This window comes from Actinomyces culturomici, assembly GCF_900499005.1.
Lineage (GTDB): Bacteria > Actinomycetota > Actinomycetes > Actinomycetales > Actinomycetaceae > Pauljensenia > Pauljensenia culturomici.
Map to the genome: position 1 here is coordinate 257,164 of NZ_LS991317.1, position 20,522 is coordinate 277,685.

Annotated in this window: 15 protein-coding genes and 1 pseudogene; 3 read left to right on the forward strand and 13 right to left on the reverse strand. The window is 63.5% G+C overall.

The genetic code is table 11. The annotated features are described in order from the left end of the window. Positions 1-23: 23 nt before the first annotated feature. The 4 genes from DY157_RS08190 to DY157_RS08205 all read right to left on the reverse strand — a co-directional run bounded on the left by DY157_RS08190 (position 24) and on the right by DY157_RS08205 (position 3,183). Positions 24-362, reverse strand: coding sequence for a hypothetical protein (locus tag DY157_RS08190; protein ID WP_115728157.1), 339 nt, complete (start codon positions 360-362; stop codon positions 24-26). A gap of 320 nt (positions 363-682) precedes the next feature. Then, positions 683-1,267, reverse strand: coding sequence for a PIN domain-containing protein (locus tag DY157_RS08195; RefSeq protein ID WP_115728158.1), 585 nt, complete (start codon positions 1,265-1,267; stop codon positions 683-685). Between the two features lie 6 nt (positions 1,268-1,273). Then, complete coding sequence (locus tag DY157_RS08200) at positions 1,274-1,756, reverse strand: helix-turn-helix domain-containing protein (RefSeq protein ID WP_115728159.1); 483 nt, start codon at positions 1,754-1,756, stop codon at positions 1,274-1,276. Between the two features lie 305 nt (positions 1,757-2,061). Further along, positions 2,062-3,183, reverse strand: coding sequence for a glycerate kinase (locus tag DY157_RS08205; RefSeq protein WP_115728160.1), 1,122 nt, complete (start codon positions 3,181-3,183; stop codon positions 2,062-2,064). 102 nt (positions 3,184-3,285) lie between these two features. Here DY157_RS08205 and DY157_RS08210 point away from each other — a divergent pair, with 102 nt between their 5' ends. Next, on the forward strand, positions 3,286-4,263 hold the full coding sequence (locus DY157_RS08210; protein ID WP_115728161.1) for an aldose epimerase family protein: 978 nt from the start codon (positions 3,286-3,288) through the stop codon (positions 4,261-4,263). A 65-nt stretch (positions 4,264-4,328) separates the two neighbouring features. On the opposite strand, the gene xylB is transcribed toward DY157_RS08210, so the two are convergent. The 5 genes from xylB to DY157_RS08235 form a co-directional block, all read right to left on the reverse strand. Further along, entirely contained in the window at positions 4,329-5,831 is a 1,503-nt protein-coding gene (gene xylB / locus DY157_RS08215) for a xylulokinase (protein WP_115728162.1), read from the reverse strand. Continuing rightward, positions 5,803-6,426, reverse strand: coding sequence for a KpsF/GutQ family sugar-phosphate isomerase (locus tag DY157_RS08220; protein WP_115728163.1), 624 nt, complete (start codon positions 6,424-6,426; stop codon positions 5,803-5,805). Before DY157_RS08220 ends, xylB begins: the two co-directional genes overlap by 29 nt. After that, complete coding sequence (locus DY157_RS08225) at positions 6,423-7,982, reverse strand: sugar ABC transporter ATP-binding protein (RefSeq protein WP_115728164.1); 1,560 nt, start codon at positions 7,980-7,982, stop codon at positions 6,423-6,425. The genes DY157_RS08220 and DY157_RS08225 overlap by 4 nt, the downstream gene beginning before the upstream one ends. Before the next feature lie 5 nt (positions 7,983-7,987). After that, entirely contained in the window at positions 7,988-9,007 is a 1,020-nt protein-coding gene (locus DY157_RS08230) for a substrate-binding domain-containing protein (protein WP_115728165.1), read from the reverse strand. A 61-nt stretch (positions 9,008-9,068) separates the two neighbouring features. Continuing rightward, positions 9,069-10,079 (reverse strand): ABC transporter permease, encoded by a 1,011-nt coding sequence (locus DY157_RS08235; protein ID WP_235827135.1) that lies wholly within the window; start codon positions 10,077-10,079, stop codon positions 9,069-9,071. Between the two features lie 135 nt (positions 10,080-10,214). Between DY157_RS08235 and DY157_RS08240 the strand changes: the two genes are divergently transcribed. Continuing rightward, complete coding sequence (locus tag DY157_RS08240; RefSeq protein WP_115728166.1) at positions 10,215-11,180, forward strand: sugar-binding transcriptional regulator; 966 nt, start codon at positions 10,215-10,217, stop codon at positions 11,178-11,180. Positions 11,181-11,284: 104 nt separating this feature from the next. Further along, positions 11,285-12,514 carry an AGE family epimerase/isomerase gene (locus DY157_RS08245; RefSeq protein ID WP_115728167.1) on the forward strand — a complete coding sequence of 410 codons (1,230 nt, stop codon included), beginning with the start codon at positions 11,285-11,287 and terminating at the stop codon, positions 12,512-12,514. 175 nt (positions 12,515-12,689) lie between these two features. On the opposite strand, the pseudogene DY157_RS08250 reads toward DY157_RS08245, so the two are convergent. The 4 genes and pseudogenes from DY157_RS08250 to DY157_RS08265 form a co-directional block, all read right to left on the reverse strand. After that, positions 12,690-13,692 (reverse strand): annotated as a pseudogene (locus DY157_RS08250) (acetylxylan esterase). A gap of 64 nt (positions 13,693-13,756) precedes the next feature. Further along, positions 13,757-16,078 carry a glycoside hydrolase family 3 N-terminal domain-containing protein gene (locus DY157_RS08255; protein WP_115728168.1) on the reverse strand — a complete coding sequence of 774 codons (2,322 nt, stop codon included), beginning with the start codon at positions 16,076-16,078 and terminating at the stop codon, positions 13,757-13,759. After that, on the reverse strand, positions 16,075-18,453 hold the full coding sequence (locus tag DY157_RS08260) for a glycoside hydrolase family 3 N-terminal domain-containing protein (RefSeq protein ID WP_115728169.1): 2,379 nt from the start codon (positions 18,451-18,453) through the stop codon (positions 16,075-16,077). The genes DY157_RS08255 and DY157_RS08260 overlap by 4 nt, the downstream gene beginning before the upstream one ends. A 74-nt stretch (positions 18,454-18,527) precedes the next feature. Continuing rightward, the gene (locus DY157_RS08265; protein ID WP_115728170.1) at positions 18,528-20,504 is read right to left on the reverse strand and encodes a right-handed parallel beta-helix repeat-containing protein; all 1,977 of its coding nucleotides are present in this window, start codon (positions 20,502-20,504) and stop codon (positions 18,528-18,530) included. Positions 20,505-20,522: the final 18 nt, after the last annotated feature.

The following is a 20,522-nucleotide window of genomic DNA, read 5'->3' on the forward strand; positions in this document are numbered from 1 at the left end:
GGTCGCCCGGCCCCACCGACGTTTCAGCATCCTGGACGGTACAACCCAGCATCAAGTCGACTGCCCTTCGGGGAGTCGATCTCCGACTCGATGAGTCGGCGCACCCATTTCGAGACGCTCATGTTGTCCGCCGCCGCTCGCTCCTTCAGCGCCATCTGCGTGCGCGCGCTGAGAACCACCTGGATCTTCGGGGAGTGCACCCCTTCCCCGCTCAGCGACTTCCCTCCCGGGATGAGACCGGGAGGCGGCCCGGTTCGCTCGGCTTGTTTGGCGAGCCCATCGATCATGTCGCGCGTGACTCGCTCGCCGTTGCGGTACTCGACATCGGCGTCCGGGTCGAACCGCGTGAATTCGTCCGTCATCGCCGTCTCCATTCCATCGGCATCGCGTGGATGAGGATGATCGCCCCACCGTCCGTCGTTTCAGCTCCTGAGCACAAATCAACGCCCAAGTGTGCCGAGTCGAGCGGGCAGTTGTCGAGGGCACGACGAGACTCATCGTAAGTGCGCGTAAAGGAGGTCCCGGAGCTCGAGACATCTTGCGACTGCGGCGCACAGCATCGGGCGCCGCCTCACCGAAAGCATCACCTTCGCGCGTCGAGGGGATGCGTTCTCCCCTCCCGTCACACAGCACACCGCCCCAGCCTCGTCGATGAACACCACGGCGGGCCGGCAAGCGAGGATCAATCGACGACGCCAAGAAACTCCGCAACGAAACCCCCGACCGACTCCCTCTCGAGTCGAGCCAGGAGGTCCCTCATTATCCACTTCGGGCCTTTGCGGCCCGTCCTCGCGACAATGGAACTCATCGAGCCCACGACCAATTGGGGATTGAGATCCAACAGGTCACAGAGGAACTCATCCGGATGCTGGGCGAACAGTTCACCCGGCAGCGCCGATTCTGGAAAATCCTTCAGATTAAAGGTCACGATCACGTCCGCGCGGCCACACATCGCAGCGGCGACAACATGGCGGTCATTCGGATCCGGCCCCTGCGGACTCCGCTGCTCGAATCCCTCCCACCCGACAACTCGCGCGTCGGGCAGCGCCGCATTCATCTGTCTCATCAAGCGCTTGACGTACGCGGCAGTCTCTTCAGAATCGCCCCCACGGCGCCGGCGAACTCGGGTAATCGCCCTCGCCACCTCTGACTCAATGCGCTCACTCCACAGCGGTCGGTACGCAGAGGCAGCCCCCAGCTCCAAGAGCATGTCTCGGAGGGCACTTGGCACGAGCACGCACGCATCGAGGAGCGCGGAGAACGCCACGCCGATTCACCCCTCAGCTCGTACCTGCGCGAGAACGTCACGCATTTGAGAAGGATCGACATCGTAGGAGCCGACGGCCTGGGCGTCAGCGACCATGTCGGCCAGCGCATCATCCGCGCGACGGCGCTGCCGCTTCTGATACCCGAGAACATCCGACAGGAACAGCCGCCGGTGACGGCGGACCTTCTCATACGGGATCTCCCCATCATCAAGCATCCTGATGAGCGTCGATCGAGAGATTCCGAGGAAGTCAGCGGCCTGCTGCGTCGTCATCCGCGTGTTCTGCGGAATGACACTCACCGCAAGTCCCTGCCCCATCGCCTCCGCGACGGCCGACAGGATGTCCGCCATTTCCTTGGTCAGCTCAATCCGCTTGTCACCGAGCATGAGACAGCGGTCGTTCGAGTTGCCCCGATGCGCAGCGACGATCTCCCCAAAACGCCCCGCAACCTCTTCATCGGGCATGTATGTGCGCTCACGGATCGCCATCTCTCCCACTTCACTCTCTTCTCAAGACTCGCTCGTTCTGCTCGTTTTGCTCGTTTTGCGCGATTCAAGGATAGTGGCACACTGCGCGTCACACAAGACCTGACCACGCGCAGCGGGGCATCCAGGGTGCCATCAGAGACTGACGAGGACGGGCCCGGAGCCCGACCAACAGTTACTGCTGGGCGCGCGCCGCTTTCGAGGGCCGTGGTGCTGGTGGAGGGGTTGGCGACACGAGGAGGAGGTATAGGCCCTCCATGTGTCGCCAACCCCTCCACTCGCGCGGAACAGGACTGTGGACGGCCGCCCTACTCGACGACCGCAGCGTTACCGGTCAGCGCCTTCACGACGGCGCGTCGGAGGTTCTTCCGCCCATTGCGCAGGGCTTCGGCGAGCGGCTCGTCGGGGTCGCCGACCTTGACGATGCGCGACACCCCGTGCTCGAGGAGGACCTCGGCGCTCTCCTTGACTCGACCCGCGAAGATCATCACCGGTACTCCGGCCGCGGAGGCGATCGCGGTAACGCCGGCGGGGGTCTTCCCATTGATCGTCTGGGAGTCCACGGCCCCCTCCCCGGTGAACACCCAATCGGCGCCGGCGACCGCGTTCGCGAGCCCCGCCGCGTCGGCGACGAGGTCGACGCCAGGAACGAGTTCGGCCCCGCAGAACCCGCGCAGCGCGAATCCGAGTCCGCCCGCAGCCCCCGAGCCGGGCAGATCGGCGAGGGCGGCTCGGCCGCTCGCGACCGCGAATCCGGCGAGCGCCGCCTCGAGGACAGGGATCTCATCGGGCAGGACGCCCTTCTGCGGCCCGAAAACGGCAGACGCCCCGGTCGGCCCCGTGAGAGGGTTCGTCACATCGCAGGCGACTCGAACCTCGACGCCTTCGAGCAGCGCCTCGAGCGCGCTCGTGTCGATCCGGGCGACGCGCCGCAATTCCTCCGGGTACGGGTCGACGCCTGCCCCGTCCTCGTCGATGAGACGAGCCCCCAGCGCGACGAGCATTCCAGCTCCCGCGTCGTTCGTCGCCGACCCGCCGATCCCGATGAGGAGCTCCCGGGCGCCGCGCTCGAGGGCGTCGCGGATGAGAAGGCCCAGGCCGAAGGTGTTCGAGGCGGCGACGTTCCGATCCGCGGGCGCCACGAGCTCGATGCCCGCGCACGAGGCGACGTCGAGGACCGCCCGATCGCCCGCGAGCGCGTAGACGGAGCGGATCGGCCGCCCGAGGGCGTCGACCGTATCGACCGCGATGCGCTCGGCACCCCAGGCGGTGGCGATCGCGTCGATGAACCCCTCTCCCCCGTCAGACATCGGGACGAGGACGCAGTCCGCCTCGGGATGGACGTCGCGGACGCCGAGCTCCATCGCCTCGGCCGCCTCCAGCGCGGTCATCGACTCCTTGAAGGAATCGGGTGCGAGTACGAACTTCATCGATCCTCCTCTTCGGCTCCCACGCTAGTCCGACCGCCCTCGCATGGCGGGAGGTGCGACTAGCCTGATGAGGCGAAGAGCACGACGACGAAGGAGTCGCACATGGACGTGAAGATCGGCACCGGCAGGGTCCGGGCGACCATTCAACTGCAGGGCGCGATGACGACCGCGGTGTTCGAGGCCGGGACCGACGCGGAGTTCTCGCCCTCATACACCGCAAAATGGGAGGGGTTCCCCGAGGCGCCGATCCTCGACCGGCTGCGCGGCGACTTCGTCTGCCTCCCCTTCGGCGCAGCTCCCGAGGCCGCCGAGGACCTCCCCGCGGAGTGGCGCGACGGCTACGCCGGTCCCTCCGAGTGGATCCACGGCCCGTCCTCGAACCTCGAGTGGACGCCCGTCGAGGTCGGCGACGACAGCGCACTCCTCGCTCTCGGCTACCCCGAGGACTCTCCGATCTCCCGCATTGAACGTCGCGTCACCTGCGCCGAGGACGCCGTCGAGTTCATCGACTCGATCGAGGTGCGCGAGGACTGCCGACTGCCGCTCGGCCTCCACCCGATCCTCCGACTTCCCGAGGACGAGAGCGCGGCGCGCATCGAGGCCCCGGAGTGCGACGCCTACTGGGCGCTCCCCATCGACTCGGGCACCTCCGTCCTCGAGGTCGGCGCAGTCTTCGAGGATCTCGCCGCCGCTCCCCGCTCCGACGGATCGACCATCGACCTCACTCGGGTCCCGCTCGGCGTCGAGGTCGACGAGATCGTCCTCATCGCCGGGCCGAAGGAGCCTCGCGTCGCCCTTGTCAACGAGGCGGAGGGGTACCGCGTCGCCGTCGAATGGGATCCGACGTATCTCACGAATGCGATGCTGTGGATGTCCAACCGCGGGCGCAAGGGGCTGCCCTGGGGCGGGACGAACCTCTGCCTCGGGGTCGAGCCGATCACCTCGGCCTTCGACTTCGGGCAGGGCGTCTCTGCCGGCGACAATCCGCTGGCGAGGGCCGGATACTCGACCGCCGTCGACTTCGAGGCCGGGCGGACCTACGAGGTCCGGCACCGGATCGCGGCCGAGCGGATCGGCTGAGGCGAAGAGTTGAACAGTTGCCGGCCGGGAGCGCATTCTCCCGGCCGGCGCCTCTTTTCCCGCCCCTAGAAGGCGGTTCGATCGAGCGAACCCGCGAAGTCGCAGGTTCGTAGATACTCACCGCGAATGCGCATCCATGAACGACCGGCCGACCGCGGCTCCACAATCCTCTCGGCAGCCGGTTTGAACGACTGAGCCGCTTCTTCGACAGGCGAGCCATCGAGCAGCGCCTTGGCCTGCACGCATGCGCCGCGCGCTGTAGCCTCTGGCTCCCGGATCACTTCCACCGGGCGACCGAGCATATCGGCAAGAAATGTCGTGTAGGCCGAAGAACGTGCACCTCCACCGATCGCAATCACCCGACCTTCGAGTGGGACACCGCACGCCCGAATGTCCTCCATCCCGCGGATAAGACCTCCGAGCACACCTTCGAAAGTTGCTTTCGCGAAGGCAGCTCTCGAAGTACTACCAGTGATCCCCGCGATGACGCCCGCTGACATTGGAAAAGAAGGGGATCGCTCGCCATCGAGATATGTTGCAAATGCAGGAGTGGCCTCTTCTGCACCGGCCTCGAGCGCAAGTGCATCGAGCTGCTGAACAGAGATTTCCAAGATTTCAGCAAGCCAATCCGTAACTTTGGTCGAATTCAGGGTACAAACAAGAGGCAGCCAACCGCCAACGGCGTTCGCAACCCCATTCACCCTGCCAGTTGGATCCCGCACCGGAGTCGAACTCGAAGCGATCACCACTCCCGACGTTCCAAGGCTGAAGACCACGTCGCCCGAACCGAGCCCGAGCCCAAGTGCCGCAACATGCTGATCTCCACCCCCCACGGCAACAGGGATCCCCTCAGGAACTCCCAGCTCCCTCGACGCAGCGCCTTGTACGAAACCCAGGCAATCACTCGGAGACAGCACCTCAGGAAAGAGACTCTCCCACTCCATTGAATCACCGAAGCAGTGTCTAAGAAGCTCGTAGTCGTAATCGTTCTTCACTGAATCGAAGTAGCCCGTGCCCGAAGCCTCAGAACGATCCGTCGCGAACACTCCGGTCAGGCGGTAATTCACGTAGTCGTGTGGGAGAACAATCTTGCGGGTAATGGCCGCATTTTGTGGTTCGACGACCAAGTACCACGCCAGCTTTGAAATCGTGAATGCCGCAGTGGGGATCGAGCCGGTTCGGTGAACCCATTCTTTGCGGTCGATGCGAGTGAACAGCTCATCCAGGTAAGGCGCGGTCGATGTATCGTTCCATAGCTTCACCCGGCGGACGGGCCTGCCTGCTGCGTCAAGCGCGACCAGCCCGTGGCATTGTCCCGAGACTGAGATCGCCCCGACTAGTGAAAGATCGACCCTTGAAGACAGTTGATGGAAGCAATCAACAAGTGCAGCCCACCAGTCGAGTGCATTCTGCTCAGATACCGGCGGAGAGGTAGGGGGAAGCGGCGTCCGAGCTCGGCCGATGACCTCCAAGTCGTCGGACCGACGAATCTCGACAGTGCATGACTGCGTGGAAACATCAACGCCTGCAACGAGTAGATCAGCCATCGCTTCTCGCCTCGCCAGCATGCTTTCCTACCGCACCCGCAGGGTGGATTCGAAGGCTCTGCTCGACACGCCAACCATGCATGTGCATGAGAACTCGCGCCAGCGCATCCCCCCAGACAGCGGTCACCAATGTGGAGCCCATCGCAAGAGTGTTCTCCGGATCCGCCTGATCGATCGTATGCAAGTGGATGTAGAGACGAGAGAGGCCAGCAAGGGTCGATTCCGGGTTCTCTCCGATACCGATAATCACACATCCTTGCGCATCGAGTAGACGACAGAGCTGGTTGATCTCGTCGGACTCCCCGCCCTTCGAAAGGGCGATCACGACATCATCCGACTCGATCGCGCCCATCGTGCCGTGAAGCGCATCCATGGGATGCACATACAGCCCCGGCGTACCCGAAACGGATAGGAGGTGAGCGAGCCTTCGTCCAATGGTTCCTGAAGTTCCGGATCCTACGACGATGACCTTTCCAGCCGACGAGTCGATGAGCCGCGCCGCCTCGACCAGGCTCTCGTCGATCTGCTGCTCAACTTCCGCCACCGCATTCGCCTCGATCGACGCACCGCGCCTTGCGATCACAAGCAGTTCCCCACTCGCGAATTCCCTAGTCATTCTTTCCCCTCGATTTGCGTATCGCCGTCGCGATATTCGCCCCAGGCGAGCCTTCTCAGCTGCGAGATATCCAGCGACCCGGCGGGTACCGGTCCGGCGACAACTTGACCGTCCGAGAAGACGAGCACCTGATCGGCGACTTCCAGAATCTCCTCCTCTTCGGAGGAAACCATCACGATGGCCCTCCCATCGGCATGAGCGAGCCGCTTGAGGATCTGGTGGATCTCACTCTTGGCCCCAATATCAACGCCCTTGCTCGGCTCGTCGAGCAGGAGAACCTCAGGATCCTGAACAAGGGCTTTCGCCAGCAGAACCTTCTGCTGGTTACCACCTGAGAGAGAAGTGATTGGCTGCGTCGGATCGCCCTTGAGTCGTAGGGAGTCGAGAACATCCGACGCTTCCGTTTCCATCTTCTTTCGGCTCAGCGCCCCCGACTTCGAGAATCGACTCAAGACTGGCAGAGCAGTGTTCAGATAGCTGTTCATCTGCGGAACGATGCCATCACTCTTCCTCTCCTCAGTGAGAAAGGCGATGCCGTGCTCCATCGCGTCACGGGGAGTCCGAGGAAGAAATGCACTACTTCCGATCTCGACGGAACCCGTCGAGGCAGGATCTATGCCTGCGATCGCGCGCAATGCCTCGGACCTACCCGAACCTCCCAGACCGTAGATGCCGAGGATCTCAGCCGAACGAACATCGAAGCTCACGCCCTTCAATCGTCGGTTTCTAAGATCCCGAACTGACAGGACACGATCGTGCGGAAGACCGACAGACTCTTGGACGTCCGTCTGAAGGTTCTTCTCGTATCCTTCACCTGCGATCGCGGCAACAATACGGTGCCGATCCGCAGTCTCGACGGCCGCGTCGATGATGATCCGGCCATTCATCAGCGCCACGATCCGGTCGGCGACTCCATAGAGCTCATCGAGCTTGTGGTTGACGATGAGAACTCCGATGTTGCGCTCCCTCGCGAGTTGCCGAATATACGCGAGGAGCTCCGTCACTTGATCACCTTCGAGCGCCGTCGTCGGCTCGTCTAGAAGAAGGTACTTCGTCTCCCGACTCGATGCGATCGCTATTTCGAGGAGCTGACGCACTGCAACGGGGTAGGCGGATACCCGCTTCTCCGGATCGATATCCAGACCGAAGGAGTCGAGGAGGTCCTTGGCTTCGCGAAGCATCTCCTCTTGCTTTAGAAGTCGTGCCGCATTCTTCTTCTCTCTACCAAGCCAAACGTTCTGGGCGACCGTGAGATTCCCGAGCAAAGAGAGTTCCTGATAGACCGTCGATACTCCGTGGGCGATGGCCTCCGACGGCGAGGAGAATGCGACGGACTCACCGTCGATCGTGAGGGTCCCAGACGATTGTCGATGCGCCCCTGAAAGGACCTTGAGCAGCGTCGACTTCCCGGCACCATTGTGCCCTACGAGCCCAACGATCTCTCCGGGTGCAATTGCCAGGGAGACGCCCAGGAGCACTTGAACACCCGAGTAGTCCTTTCGGATATCGCGTGCAGCGAGCCCTACGGCGCCCCTGGGCATCTCCTCCGCAGTCATTCTGATCAGCCAACCTCTCCTGCACCCGGCGTCTGCCCGGAGACGAACATCTTCAGAGGCCGGAGAATTTCGGTCTCCACGGTCTCACCCTTGACATACATCGCGATCTGCTCAACGACTCTCTTGCCGTAGTCCGCGGGCTCCTGAGCGACGCAAGCGGGATACGTGTCGGTGAGCGGAACCTCGGGCGCGCAGAACCCATAGACCTTCACGTCACGACCGGAAGCCTTGACTGCTTCGAGCGCGCCTTGCGCCGCCGGACCTGTCGACGCGAAGATGACGTTGAGATCAGGATTTCCCTGAAGCATGTCGGTCGTGACATTGAGAGAGTCAGTCGCCTTGACATTGCCGTCGACCTCGGCGACGACCTTGGCATTGGCATCCGCCGCGATTGCCTCCTTGAAGCCCTCATCTCGGATGACGACCGGCACTTCATCGGGCTCAGTGACGAAGCCGATCGTTAGCTTCGCATCCGCTCCCATGTCTTCGAGCACCTTCTTCGCGGTGTCGACGCCGCCGGCTTTGTTGTCAGCGCCGAGGTACTGGATAATCGTCGCATTCTGCGCCTTCAAGGCGTCCTCATTCACGATGACATTCACTGTGAATACCGGGACTCCAGCATCGTTCGCCTCTCGAACGATTGCGGCAGCGGGTTCCGACTTGACCGGATTGAGGGCGATCGCGCACGGCGACTTCTGAAGAGCCGCCTCCGCCTGAGCGAGTTGCTGAGCGTCATCATCGCCCGCGATTTGCACCTCGGCCTTGAAACCGTTGTCCGCAGCTGCGGTTTCGAAGCCTTCCTTCATCGCGACGTAGTAGGGGTTGGTCTGATTCGGCAGCAGCACGGCGATGAGCGGAGAATCGCCCTTGCATGAATCAGGAAGTGCGGCCATCGTTCCGGATTCGCTCGAACCGGACGCCGCAGTGTCGGACTTCGAGCCAGTGCCGGTATCGATCGCACCGCTGCATCCCGTAAGTGCCAGCGCGAAGACGGCTAGCGGAGTGACGAGCGCAACCTTCGTCATTGAAGTTCTCATCAGGTTCTCCTTTTCGTTGTGTGATGAGTTCCCGCGATTCGAAAGCCGCTCAAGCGGCCTTCGCTTCCGGATCCGATGGCCTCTGTTCTACGAGGCCCCCGGTCTTCCTCCAGAAGAGGAGCTTCTTGAGGCCGCCCTTGTTGGTGTCAAGGAGCACACCACCGAGGATGATCACCCCGATGACAAGGGGCTGCCAGTAGGAATCAACGCCGATCACGTTCATTCCGTTTGAGACTTCCGCGATGAGCAGCGATCCAATGAACGCGCCGAGAATCGTGCCAACACCACCGAAGAGGGAGACCCCGCCGACTACGGCGGAGGCGATCGAGTAGAACTGCTCCGTGCCCGAACCAGCAGTCGGATACCCGACCATGAGGCGGGATGTTGTGATGATTCCGCCGAATGCCGAACAGATTCCAGAGATCACATAGACGAGAATCGTGTTCTTCGCAATTGAGACGCCTGCTAGACGCGCTGTTTCTCGGTTGCCACCGATCGCGTAGATATGCACTCCTGTAGCGGTCTTCTTGAGGAGGAAGCCAACAAGGAGAGCCGCGATGACAACCATGATGATCGGCACCGGAATTCCGAAGATCGAACCGCGTCCGAAGAAGGCGAACAGCGGTTCGGTCACGGTGACCGACTTGGCCTGCGTAAGAATCTTCGGAATCGATGCCGAGATACCGAACGTCGCGAATGTGACGATGAAGGGCGGCATGTGCCCGTAATGGATGATGCACCCGTTGAAGACACCGACGAGTGCGCCGACAACAATCGCGACGAGGGCGCCCGCCCACCATGGGATTCCCGCCTTCATCGCCAACGCCGCGATCATCCCAGTCAGGGCGATGTTTGAACCGACTGAAAGGTCAATTCCCCCGGTGAGAAGGACGCATGCCTGCCCAACGGCGAGGAAGGTGACGACAGACCCATTGAGTAGCAGGACGGAGAGATTACTCGTCGTCCGAAACTCGGGCGATATCGACCCCATGACGAGGGCGACGATCACAACGACGATGAAGACTCCCAGCTCTTGTGGAACGCGGCGCCGTTTCAGCATCAGAACTCCTCCACTCTCGCAGCATCTTCGCTACGTGTGTTAAAAACACGGTATACGTTCACATATGAGACCGCAAGGTGTTTCATACCTCTCATTTGAGCGTTATAATTGTCGCGATGGGTCGGGGAGGACGACATGGCAGTTCGAAAGCCGAAGACGCTCGACGAGTCCGAGCTTGAGCTCATGGCCGAAGTCGCGCAGCGCTACTACCTCGACGATGAAACGAAGGTTGAGATCGCCTCCGCACTTGGCATTTCACGATTCCAAGTTGCGCGCCTATTGCAGACAGCGAAGAGGAGCGGGGTTGTACGCATCGCCATTGAGCACCCCCTGGTCGGCGACGTCGCACTCGCCCGACGTCTTCGAGCAGTCCTCGGGATCGATGAAGTGCTGCTCGTCAAAGCGTCGACCGACATCACAGTCGAGCGTCAGCGCCTGGGAGAGCGCGCTGCAGAGTTCCTTAGCACACATGCTCGCGAGGGGCAACGCGTCGGGTTCTCGTGGGGCCGAACGCTCATTCCAGTCGTCGAGGGGCTCGCGAAACTTCCGCGAATGGAGTTCGTCCAAGTAAGCGGAATGGTGGGAAACGATCCACTCCAATCACCCATCAGCATGCTCGCCACCCTCTCGTCCAAGTCACAACTCACGACGAAGGCACTTTTCGCGCCTCTTTTCAGTTCAACTCCTCAAGTAGCCGACGCTGCGCGGCGCGAGCCCGCCGTTGCGGAAGTCCTTTCGAGTTACAACTCACTCGATGCCGCCTACCTTTCGGTCGGATCTTGGAACCCTCCAATCAACCAGTTGGTTCAACACATGTCCGCAAGTGAAATCGACGAGCTCAACTCCTTGCACCCGGTCGCGGAGGTAGTCGGACTCTTCTTCAACGCTGACGGTGACTACCTCCATACATCGTTGAATGATCGAAGGATCTCGATCAGCGTCGATCAACTCCGCGATACGAACGAGGTGGTGGCGGTTGCCGGCGAAATCGGAAAAGCAAGAGCGATTGAAGCGATCGCCCGTTCAGGAGTGATCACCGCTCTCGTCACAACGGACGAGGTCGCATACGACATCCTCGAGCGGGACCGCGGGCAGCGATAACGCAACGCCCTCCATGCCACACCATGTGGTCACCCGGGGTGCCCTATTGCGTAGGCTCTTGACCCCTAAGCGCCCAAACTCCTCCGATTGATTGGAAGACACGCGTGTCTCATCCCTCCCTCTACGCGTTCGGCTCCCCGGAGCACCTCCCCTGGCTCAAGGCGCAGCGCGCGGTGCTCGTCTCCTTCTACACGCCCGCAGTGGTCGACGAGGGTGCCGGCTACTACTGGCTCGATGCGGACGGCCGACCCCTCGCATCGAAGGGCGCGCAGCTCTGGCTCAACGCCCGCATGCTCCACTGCTTCTCGATCGAGTCCGTGCTCGGGAATCCAAGAGCGCGCGCGATTGCCGAGCACGGGGTCAACTATCTGCTCGGCGCGGGCCTAGATGCCAGATTTGGCGGATGGTGCTCGATCGTGGGTGGCGCGGCCCCCGATGATCGCAAGGAACTCTACGGGCAGGCGCATGTCCTCCTCGCTTCTTCCTCGGCGCTGCGCGCTAACATCGCCCGAGCCGACGAGCTCTTGGAGTTGGCGCTTGCGAACATCGAGCGCTTCTGGGTGGAGGAGGACGGCCGCGGTATCGAGGCCTTCGATCGCTCGTATGCAGTTGCCGAGGACTACCGCGGGCAAAACGCCAACATGCACCTGACTGAGGCGCTCATCGCGACCTTCGATGCGACCGGGGAGGAGCGCTGGCTCTCCCGCGCCGAGCGCATCGCCCGGTCGATCGCCGGCGGAGCTGCCGAGGACCGCGACGGCGCGTGGCGGCTCAACGAGCACTTCAACTCCCGCTGGAGCCCGATTCCCGACCACAATGTCGACGATCCTCGGCATGCGTTCCGACCCTACGGGTCACAGCCCGGCCACTGGCTCGAATGGGCGAAGCTACTGTGCCAGCTGCGCGCCCGCGGGGTCGAGGGCGCGTGGACGCTGAGCGCAGCGAAGCGACTCTTCCACGGCGCCTTCACCGACGCCTGGGGGCCGAATGGCGGTTTCTGCTACACGGTCGACTGGGACGGCACGCCGGTCGTCCCGGAGAAGTACTGGTGGGCGGAAGCCGAGGCGATCGGCGCGGCTGCCTACCTCGCCGAGCTCACCGGTCAACGCGAGTACGCAGACACCTACTCGCTCCTGTGGGAGTGGACGGACACTCACCTCATCGACAGGGTGAAGGGTGGCTGGTTCCACGAGCTGTCCGTAGCGAATGCTCCGACCGCCTTCACCTGGGACGGGAAGCCCGACCTCTACCACGCCTACCAAGCGACCCTCTACGGCTTCACGACGGCCGCCTCCGGCTTCTTCACGCCGCACGTCGTCCCATCATCCGTCTGAGGCCGCAAAACGTTGGCGCCCCACGTCGCGACTGATACCCGCTGCACCCTTGAGAGAGCCTGAGTTCACGTCCGACATGTGTAGTTCGATGAAACCTAAGCGGATGAGAACCGTGTAAGGCTCGACGCCTACTCAAAGTGCACCGGGTGGTACCTAGTCCCTTTCCCCGGACCGCTCAGTGCTCGGCATCGCGGGAGGCGAGAAGGCGCTTCGCCCACTCGACCTGGTGGAGCCACTGGTAGGCGGCCCCGCCCTCGTGCGTGTTGAAGCGGTGGACGTCGATGTCGGCGGTCGGCGCCGCCCCTCCGGCCGCCCCCCACCAGTTGCGCGCCGCGAAGACGGACGAGGGCGGGGCGATGGTGTCGAGGAGGGCGGTGGAGAACAGCGCGGGCGCGATCGCCCTCCGTCCGACGATCACCGTGTCGAAGTAGGAGAGCGTGCGGAACACCATGTCCGCCCGGTCGCGGAACACTGAGAGGTAGCGGACGACCTCGTCGTAGGGGGTGCCCTCGGTGAGGCCGACAGAGCGGGGGAAATCGCTCATGAAGGGGACGTCGGGCATCGCCCCGACAACCCGGTGATTGAGGGAGGCGGCTGCGATCGCGAGCGCCCCGCCCTGGGATCCGCCCGTCACGAGGATGCGCGAGGCGTCGACCTGCGGGAGAGCCGCGGCGGCCTCGACCGCGTGATGGGCGTCGACGTAGAGGCGCCGGTAGTAGTGGTCGCGGGGATCCTCGATCCCGCGGGTCATGAAGCCCTGATCGCCGTAGCCCGACCCGCGCGGGTCCGGGGTCGCTCCCCCGTTCCCCCAGGTGCCGCCCTGGCCGCGCGAGTCCATGAAGAAGTGGGCGAATCCGGCGCTCGCCCAGTCGAGGTGGTCGACGGGAAGACCGCGACCTCCGCCGTACCCCTGGTACTGGACGATCGTCGGAAGCGGGCGGTTCGCGTCCGCCGGGACCACGAGCCACGCCCGGATCGGATCCGAAGCCTGGGAAGGAGACGTCGAAGACCTCGAGCGTGACGAGCGGACATTCGGCCCGCTCGATCGTGAGGAACGAGGGGTCGAAGGGGTTCTCCTCAAGGGTCGAGGCCCAGAAGTCGTCGAAATCCTGGGGCTCCGCCCGCTCGGGCCTGTAGCCCCGGAGCTCCTCGAGGTCCATGTCGTATCGGGTCGGCATCGTCCAACTCCGTTCCGTCGGATGCGGCGCGGCGGGCGGCCGATGCCGTCCGCCGCGCGTCGCATCAGATCCGCTCGACCCTGACGGGCGTCGTGAGCACACGACCCTCGCCGACGATCCGGCGGCCCGGCTCGAGGACGACCCGCGTCGGCTCGAGACGGTCCTCGGACGAGGAACCGGCCGACAGGAGGACGTCCCCGCCCTCGACGATGCGGCGCATATCGATCCCCGTGAAGGAGAAGCGGTCGGCGTGGACGGTGAAGACGACGCGGACCGACTCGCCGGGCGCGAGGCGCACCTTCGTGAAGCCGATGAGCTGCTTGAGCGGTCGGACGACTTCTCCGATCGGGTCGGAGGCGTAGAGCTGGACGACTTCGTCACCCTCGCGCTCGCCGCTGTTCCACACGACGACCGAGTACTCGACCGTCCCGTCGAGGGCGATCGACTCGGCGGAGACGCACGGGTCGGAGTACTCGAAGGAGGTGTAGGACAGGCCGTGCCCGAAGGGGAAGAGGGGGCGCGGATCGACGTTCGAGATCCCCTCGGACTCCCAGCCGAGCGGCGGCTGGAGGTAGGTGCCGGGCTGACCGCCGGGCGTGTTGGGAATCGCGATGGGAAGCCGCCCGGAGGGGTTGATCTCGCCGGTGAGGACGCGCGCGATGGCGCCCGCGCCCTCGACGCCGGGCATGAAGGACTGGACGATCGCCGCGCAGCGCTCGGCGTAGCGGCCCATCGCGTAGGGGCGGCCGGTGACGAGGAGGACGACGACGGGCGTACCCGTCTCGAGGACCGCGTCGAGAAGCTCCCCCTGGCGTCCGGGCAGATCGAGGCTCGCGACGTCGCAGCCCTCCCCCGAGGTGCCGCCGCCGAACATGCCGGCGATGTCGCCGAGCGCAAGGATCGCGACCTCGGCGCTCTTCGCGGCCTCGACGGACTCGGCGATCTCCTCGTCGGTCCCCTCCATGAATCCGGTGCCGCGGACGAAGACGGGGGAGTCGAAGACGGAGGAGAGGGCCTCGGGCAGGGTCTCGATGTCGAGGCCGATTCCCTTGTCCTCGTAGCGGGTGAGGACGTGGTTGGGGAAGGCGTAGCAGCCCATGAAGGACCGGACGTCACCGGGGACCGGGCCGATGACGGCGAGGCGCGTCGCAGGGGCGAGCGGGAGGATCCCGTCGTTCTTCGCGAGGACGATCGACTCCTCCGCCATGCGCTTGGCGACCGCGCGGTTCTCCGCGGAATCGAGGTCGCGCGACGGGTCGGCCGTCGGCTCCCAATCGGCGTCAAGGAGACCGAGACGGACCTTTTGGAGGAGGACGCGCCGGGCTGCGGTCTCGATCTGCTCCTCGGTGACGAGCCCGCGCTCGACCGCCTCGGCGAGGCCCGCGAAGCACGTCGTCTCGGGGAGCTCGACGTCGAGGCCCGCCCGCAGGGCGAGAGCCCCGGCCTCGACGTAGTCGCCTGCGATCCGGTGCATCCTCTCGAGGAAGCGGATCGACCAGTAATCGGAGACCACCGCGCCGTCGAACCCCCAGCGGTCGCGGAGGGTCTCGGTGAGAAGCCGGTGCGAGGCGGCGGCGGGAACGCCGTCGATATCGGAGTAGGAGTTCATCACGCAGGCGACGCCGCCCTCGCGGACCGCCATCTCGAACGAGGGGAGCATGATGTCCTCGACCTCGCGCGGTCCCATCGAAACAGGCGCGTGGTTGCGCCCGCCGCGCGATGCCGGGTAGCCGACGAAGTGCTTGAGCGTCGCCATGACGCCGGTGGACTGCAGGCCCTTGACGTAGGCGGTTCCGAGCGAGCCGACGAGGTAGGGATCCTCGCCGCAGGTCTCCTCGACGCGGCCCCATCGGTAGTCGCGGACGACATCGAGGAGGGGAGAGAGGCCCTGGTGGACGCCGACGGCGGCGAGATCGGAGCCGATGCGGGTCGCCATTTCGGCGATGAGCTCGGGGTTCCACGTCGCGCCCCAGGCGATCGCGGCGGGGTAGACAGTCGCCCGATAGGCGGTGAAGCCGGTGAGGCACTCCTCGTGGACGATCGCGGGAATGCCGAAGGCGTTGCGCGCGCGCACGTCCTCCTGCATCCGCTTGAGCTTCGCGACGCCCTCGGGAACTTCAAGAGGATCGCTGCCCCACACGCGTGTCAGATGGCCGAGACCACCATCCGTCGTCTCCTCCCACGTAAGAGAGTCGACCTGGAACGCGTTCTCCATCGGGGCGACCTCGTGGTCATCGCCGGTCGGCTCGGGAGCGGGTACTTCATCCTCGGGATCGCGGGCCCAGAAGGATCCGAGCTGGTGGATCTTCGCGTCGAGGTCCATCTCGGCGAGAAGAGCATCGACGCGCGGCTCGGGGCTCAGCGAGGTGTTGTGCCAGGTCCTCATTTCTCTCCTCCATGGCATTGCTCGTTCGTCCTATTGCTTGCCGTCGAATCAACCTGATGAAGAAGACGATCGACATCCGCCCGGGAGAATCCCATTCCGGGGAACGTGACGAGTCGCATCAGGGGGATCGCACCCATCATCCGACCCGACTTCGGATCCTCTACGAGCTCGGCCAACCCTGGGGCTTCTCGACGAAGCACCTCCTCACCAATCGGGTCATCGATCCACTCCGAGAGCGTCGACTCCCGGTCGAGCGGCCTGCGAGCCTCATCAGCGCGAACTCGGCATACGACGTTGTCCCCGCGATCTCGCGAGTGTCGAGCCACGACGAAGCGCCAATATCCCGGTTCCACAAGCCAATTCCCGATTCCGACGTCCCAGTGCGCAAACGACCGCGCCGATACCTCGAGATCCACGACGGTCGATTCATTCGGTTCCAATTCGACCTTGGCGAAATCCACGAGGGACCGAGGCGCTCGCACGATCTTCGAGTCCGAAACACGTTCGAGGTACAACTGCACCACCTCGCTTCCTCGGCGATCTCCAACGTTGCCGACGCGTACCCGAACACGTCCGAGCGCATCTCTTCCAGACGCATCGCCCACTTCGATCTCAGTCGGGGCATCGAGAAGCTCCACGGAGAATGACGTGTACGAAAGGCCGAACCCGAAGGGGAAGACAGGATCCAACGCCTGGGCGTCGAGTCCCCTGTAGCCAACGAAGATACCCTCCCCGTAGTTGACGATTCCGCCCTCTCCCGGGAAATTCAACTGAGCAGCGACATGCTCGAGACGCGCTGGCAGTGACTCTGCGAGTCTTCCGCCGGGCTCGGCCGTTCCAAGGAGGACGTCGACAATGGCCGCGCCTCCGGCCTCTCCGCCCAACCAGCACTCAAGGAGCGCATCGCACCTCTCGAGCATGTCTGCGACCTCGATGGACGCCCCGTTCGAGAGGACGATGACGCACTCTCGCGCGACTTTCGAGATCTCGCCGAGGAGACGAAGCTGGACCTCAGGGATGCGCATGTCGTCCCTGTCGTAGCCCTCTGCCTCGATCGACTCCGGAAGCCCGAGGAAGATCACGGCCCTTCGCCCAGAGGCGGCTTGGACTGCTCGTTCTCTTTGAGCGTCGGCATCGACTGAAGAATCGATTGGGAAGCCGTCTTCGAATACGAGCGCGCCCTCATCGAGTCGGCGACCGAACTCATCGAGTGCGGCGACAAGATGCCTCGGCGCGACTTGCGATGAACCCGCTCCCTGATATCGGGGCCTGCGTGCGAATTCCCCGATCACGACGACTGGATCCGCTGCGGTGATCGTCGCCTTGTTGAACGGTAGAACCGCGTGGTCGTTCACGACCGCATTCTTCAGAAGAACCGCACCAGCGGCCGCCGCTCGACGCGCGAGTTCATGGTGGGACGAGTAGTCGACCGACGGAGGGTTCTCAAGAGCGGGAGCTGCCGCAAGAACCAGGGCGACGACACGACGCGCTGCGGCATCGAGTGCCGCTTCGTCGATGGCTCCCGAACGGACCGCAGCGACGATCTGCGCGTCCGTGTCGCCTCCGGACGAGGGCATTTCAAGATCGAGCCCCGCAGCCAGCGCCCTGACGCGATCGTCCACCGCCCCCCAGTCCGAAACCACGAGGCCCTCGAAACCCCACTCATCACGAAGGATCTCAGTGAGCAACCACTTGCTTTGGGACGCGTACTCTCCGTTGATTCTGTTGTATGAACACATCACTGTCCGCGGGTGAGCATCTTTGACTGTCGCTTCGAAAGCGGGCAGGTAGATCTCACGGAGCGTCCGCTCATCGAGCCTCGCATCCACTCTCATGCGGTCGGTCTCTTGGTTGTTGACGGCGAAGTGCTTCAGAGAGGCGCCGACTCCGCGCGATTGAATCCCCTTCACGAGAGCGGTCGCCATTCGTCCTGCGAGAATCGGATCCTCCGAGAAGTATTCGAAGTTCCGACCGCAGAGCGGCGAACGCTTGATGTTCACGCCCGGGCCGAGAAGAACTCCGACTCCGTTATCGGCGCTCTCCGCGCCGAGTGCGCGTCCGACCTCTTGAAGGAGGGACGGATCCCAACTCGACCCCAGGGTTGCCGCAGTCGGAAAACAGGTTGCGGGAACCGACTCGTTAAGACCGAGATGATCAGCTGAGGCGGCTTGCTTGCGAAGCCCATGGGGACCATCCGTCATCATCATCGGCGCAAGAGACAAGCGCTCGCAGCCCTTCGTGTGCCAGAAGTCGAGCCCCGATGTCAGAGCCGCCTTCTCCTCGAGGCTCATCTCAGCTACGAGATGCGCCGCTTCCTCTGCGAGGTCCAGATGTCCGCCGCCGGCTCGGCTTCCTGAATCCACTACCACAATCATCCCGCCCCTCTACTTGCCAAATCGTGCTCGAACCGAAGTTCGGCGGCGGAGATCCCCTCCGCCGCCGAACTCGATCACAGGATTCGAATGCGTCCTTCTCCAGCAGGAAGCGCATTCAGCGGCCCGGCGCTGACTCGAGCGCCCGCTTCACTGGACTCGCCGATGAGATCGAGCGCGAAACACACCGGTGAGCCATCCGGATCCTCGTACTCGCAATCGGGGAAGTGGCACCTCTCGAGGGATGACCCCGCAGGACGGGAGATCTCGATGGCGGCGAGATCCTCCGGGAAAACCGTCTCGAGGAAGACTCCCTCATCCGAGGCGACCACCTTCGCGGCCGCAGGGAACTCCTCGACGATGGGGTCGACCTCCCCCGCGTAGGGGCGGGCACCACCGAAGTAGGCGTTCATCCTCGCGTATACCGGCAGCTTCCGACCGAAGTAGCGTTCATGGTCGGACTCGGACTCGCCGACTTGGCGCATGTACTCGTCGAAGCTCGCCGGATATTCCGCGTAACCCTCGGTGCCGGCATGGGCCTTCCCCCCAAACCATCCATCGACCGCATAGGCGGTATCGGGATCGATATTGAGGAAGACGTTCCCCACCCACCGGTCATCCCCACCGGGAATGAAGGCGAAGCCCGAAACCTGAGTCGAATGCGGGACGTGGTAGGGCGTTGATCGATCCATGACGGGCTCGAGCCGCACGGTGCCCGCGACGAGATTCCGGACGAACGCTCCGCCATCGGAAACGACTTCGATGGAGGCCTTCGACGCCAGAACGTTGTGGTCGACGACGTAGGGACCGTGGCTCACTTCGACGAAGAGATCACGGCAGTTCGAATCGAGGACGTTCCTCGTCACCCTCGTTCCCTGAGTCTCCCAGTCGAGCCAGATCCCCAACGAGCAATCATGGATGTGGTTCCTGGCGATCCGCACGTCGAGTGCGGCATGCAGCTTGATTCCGGCGATCTCATGGCCCCAGAACTCGCGTTTGAGGGCGATGTCGTGGATGTCGTTCTCCTCGATCGTCGAGAAGACGCAACCGAGATGACCGACGATGCCGGCCTGGCCGCAATGGTGAATGTGGTTCCTTCGAACGATGTGCGAGCCGATGTGCTCCTTGTCCCAGCCGATCTGACGAGCTGAGAAGACGGACTCGAGCTGGTACTGGTACCCGGGCTTGTCCGCACGCTTCGTCGAGTAGTTGTCGCCGCTCGAGCGTTCCTTGCCCAACGAGACGCCGACGCACTTGGAATCGTGGATGTCATTGTCCTCGATGATCCATCCCTTCGCCCAGTTCGGCCCGATAAGGCCTTCCTGGAATGCGGTCGGAGGCGCCCACTGGGTAGCCGCGTGGCAGAGCTCGAATCCGCGAACCGTGATCCAGTCGACATGATGCTCGGTCGGCCAGAACACCGCCGGCCGCACGCTGATCTCGATCAGATGCTCACGCGGATCGATGTCGCCGAAGCTCGCCCAGATGACGGTCTCTTCATCTCCGACTTCCGCGAACCACCGACGAGCCGTCCACTCCGGTTCCACAACGGATACCGTCGTGCCCGTCCAGTTGTCGAGAATCGTCGTTTCGACACGAGCTTCGCGAAGGGACTCGAGACTCGTGGCCTCGTACAGCGAGTGGCCGTCGAGGTAGACGTCTCCGAGGTGCCTCTTCTCATCGCCGAAGACATATGGAACGACGACCCAGTCGCCTTCGACCGGTGTGGCGAACGGGTTGAAGTCGCCGAAGACGGAGGCCGGAATGGTGGCCTTCCAGATCCCGAGTCCGTCTTGGGTCCACGCGTCGACGACTTCCGAACCCTTGATGACGACATGCTCGCCGGGCGCTGCGGCGAAAGTGATTCGGCGCAGGTTCGAGAGTCCGGATGTACGGGGCTTCACCCATTCGCGGTATTCACCGGAATGAACGATGACCTCATCTCCGGGCAGGGCCATCTCAGCGGCCCGGTTGATCGTGCGGACGGGAGCGTCAACGCTTCCGATGTTGGCGTCGTCGCCGGAAAGCGCGACGTGGATAACTGAGTTGTTCATTTCATTCCTTGATCTCTA

Coding starts and splice junctions, on each gene's coding strand:
- DY157_RS08190 (WP_115728157.1), bottom strand. CDS start 362: ATGACGGACGAATTCACGCGGTTCGACCCGGACGCCGATGTCGAGTAC.
- DY157_RS08200 (WP_115728159.1), bottom strand. CDS start 1,756: ATGGCGATCCGTGAGCGCACATACATGCCCGATGAAGAGGTTGCGGGG.
- DY157_RS08205 (WP_115728160.1), bottom strand. CDS start 3,183: ATGAAGTTCGTACTCGCACCCGATTCCTTCAAGGAGTCGATGACCGCG.
- DY157_RS08210 (WP_115728161.1), top strand. CDS start 3,286: ATGGACGTGAAGATCGGCACCGGCAGGGTCCGGGCGACCATTCAACTG.
- xylB (WP_115728162.1), bottom strand. CDS start 5,831: ATGCTGGCGAGGCGAGAAGCGATGGCTGATCTACTCGTTGCAGGCGTT.
- DY157_RS08220 (WP_115728163.1), bottom strand. CDS start 6,426: ATGACTAGGGAATTCGCGAGTGGGGAACTGCTTGTGATCGCAAGGCGC.
- DY157_RS08225 (WP_115728164.1), bottom strand. CDS start 7,982: ATGACTGCGGAGGAGATGCCCAGGGGCGCCGTAGGGCTCGCTGCACGC.
- DY157_RS08230 (WP_115728165.1), bottom strand. CDS start 9,007: ATGACGAAGGTTGCGCTCGTCACTCCGCTAGCCGTCTTCGCGCTGGCA.
- DY157_RS08235 (WP_235827135.1), bottom strand. CDS start 10,079: ATGCTGAAACGGCGCCGCGTTCCACAAGAGCTGGGAGTCTTCATCGTC.
- DY157_RS08240 (WP_115728166.1), top strand. CDS start 10,215: ATGGCAGTTCGAAAGCCGAAGACGCTCGACGAGTCCGAGCTTGAGCTC.
- DY157_RS08255 (WP_115728168.1), bottom strand. CDS start 16,078: ATGAGGACCTGGCACAACACCTCGCTGAGCCCCGAGCCGCGCGTCGAT.
- DY157_RS08260 (WP_115728169.1), bottom strand. CDS start 18,453: ATGATTGTGGTAGTGGATTCAGGAAGCCGAGCCGGCGGCGGACATCTG.
- DY157_RS08265 (WP_115728170.1), bottom strand. CDS start 20,504: ATGAACAACTCAGTTATCCACGTCGCGCTTTCCGGCGACGACGCCAAC.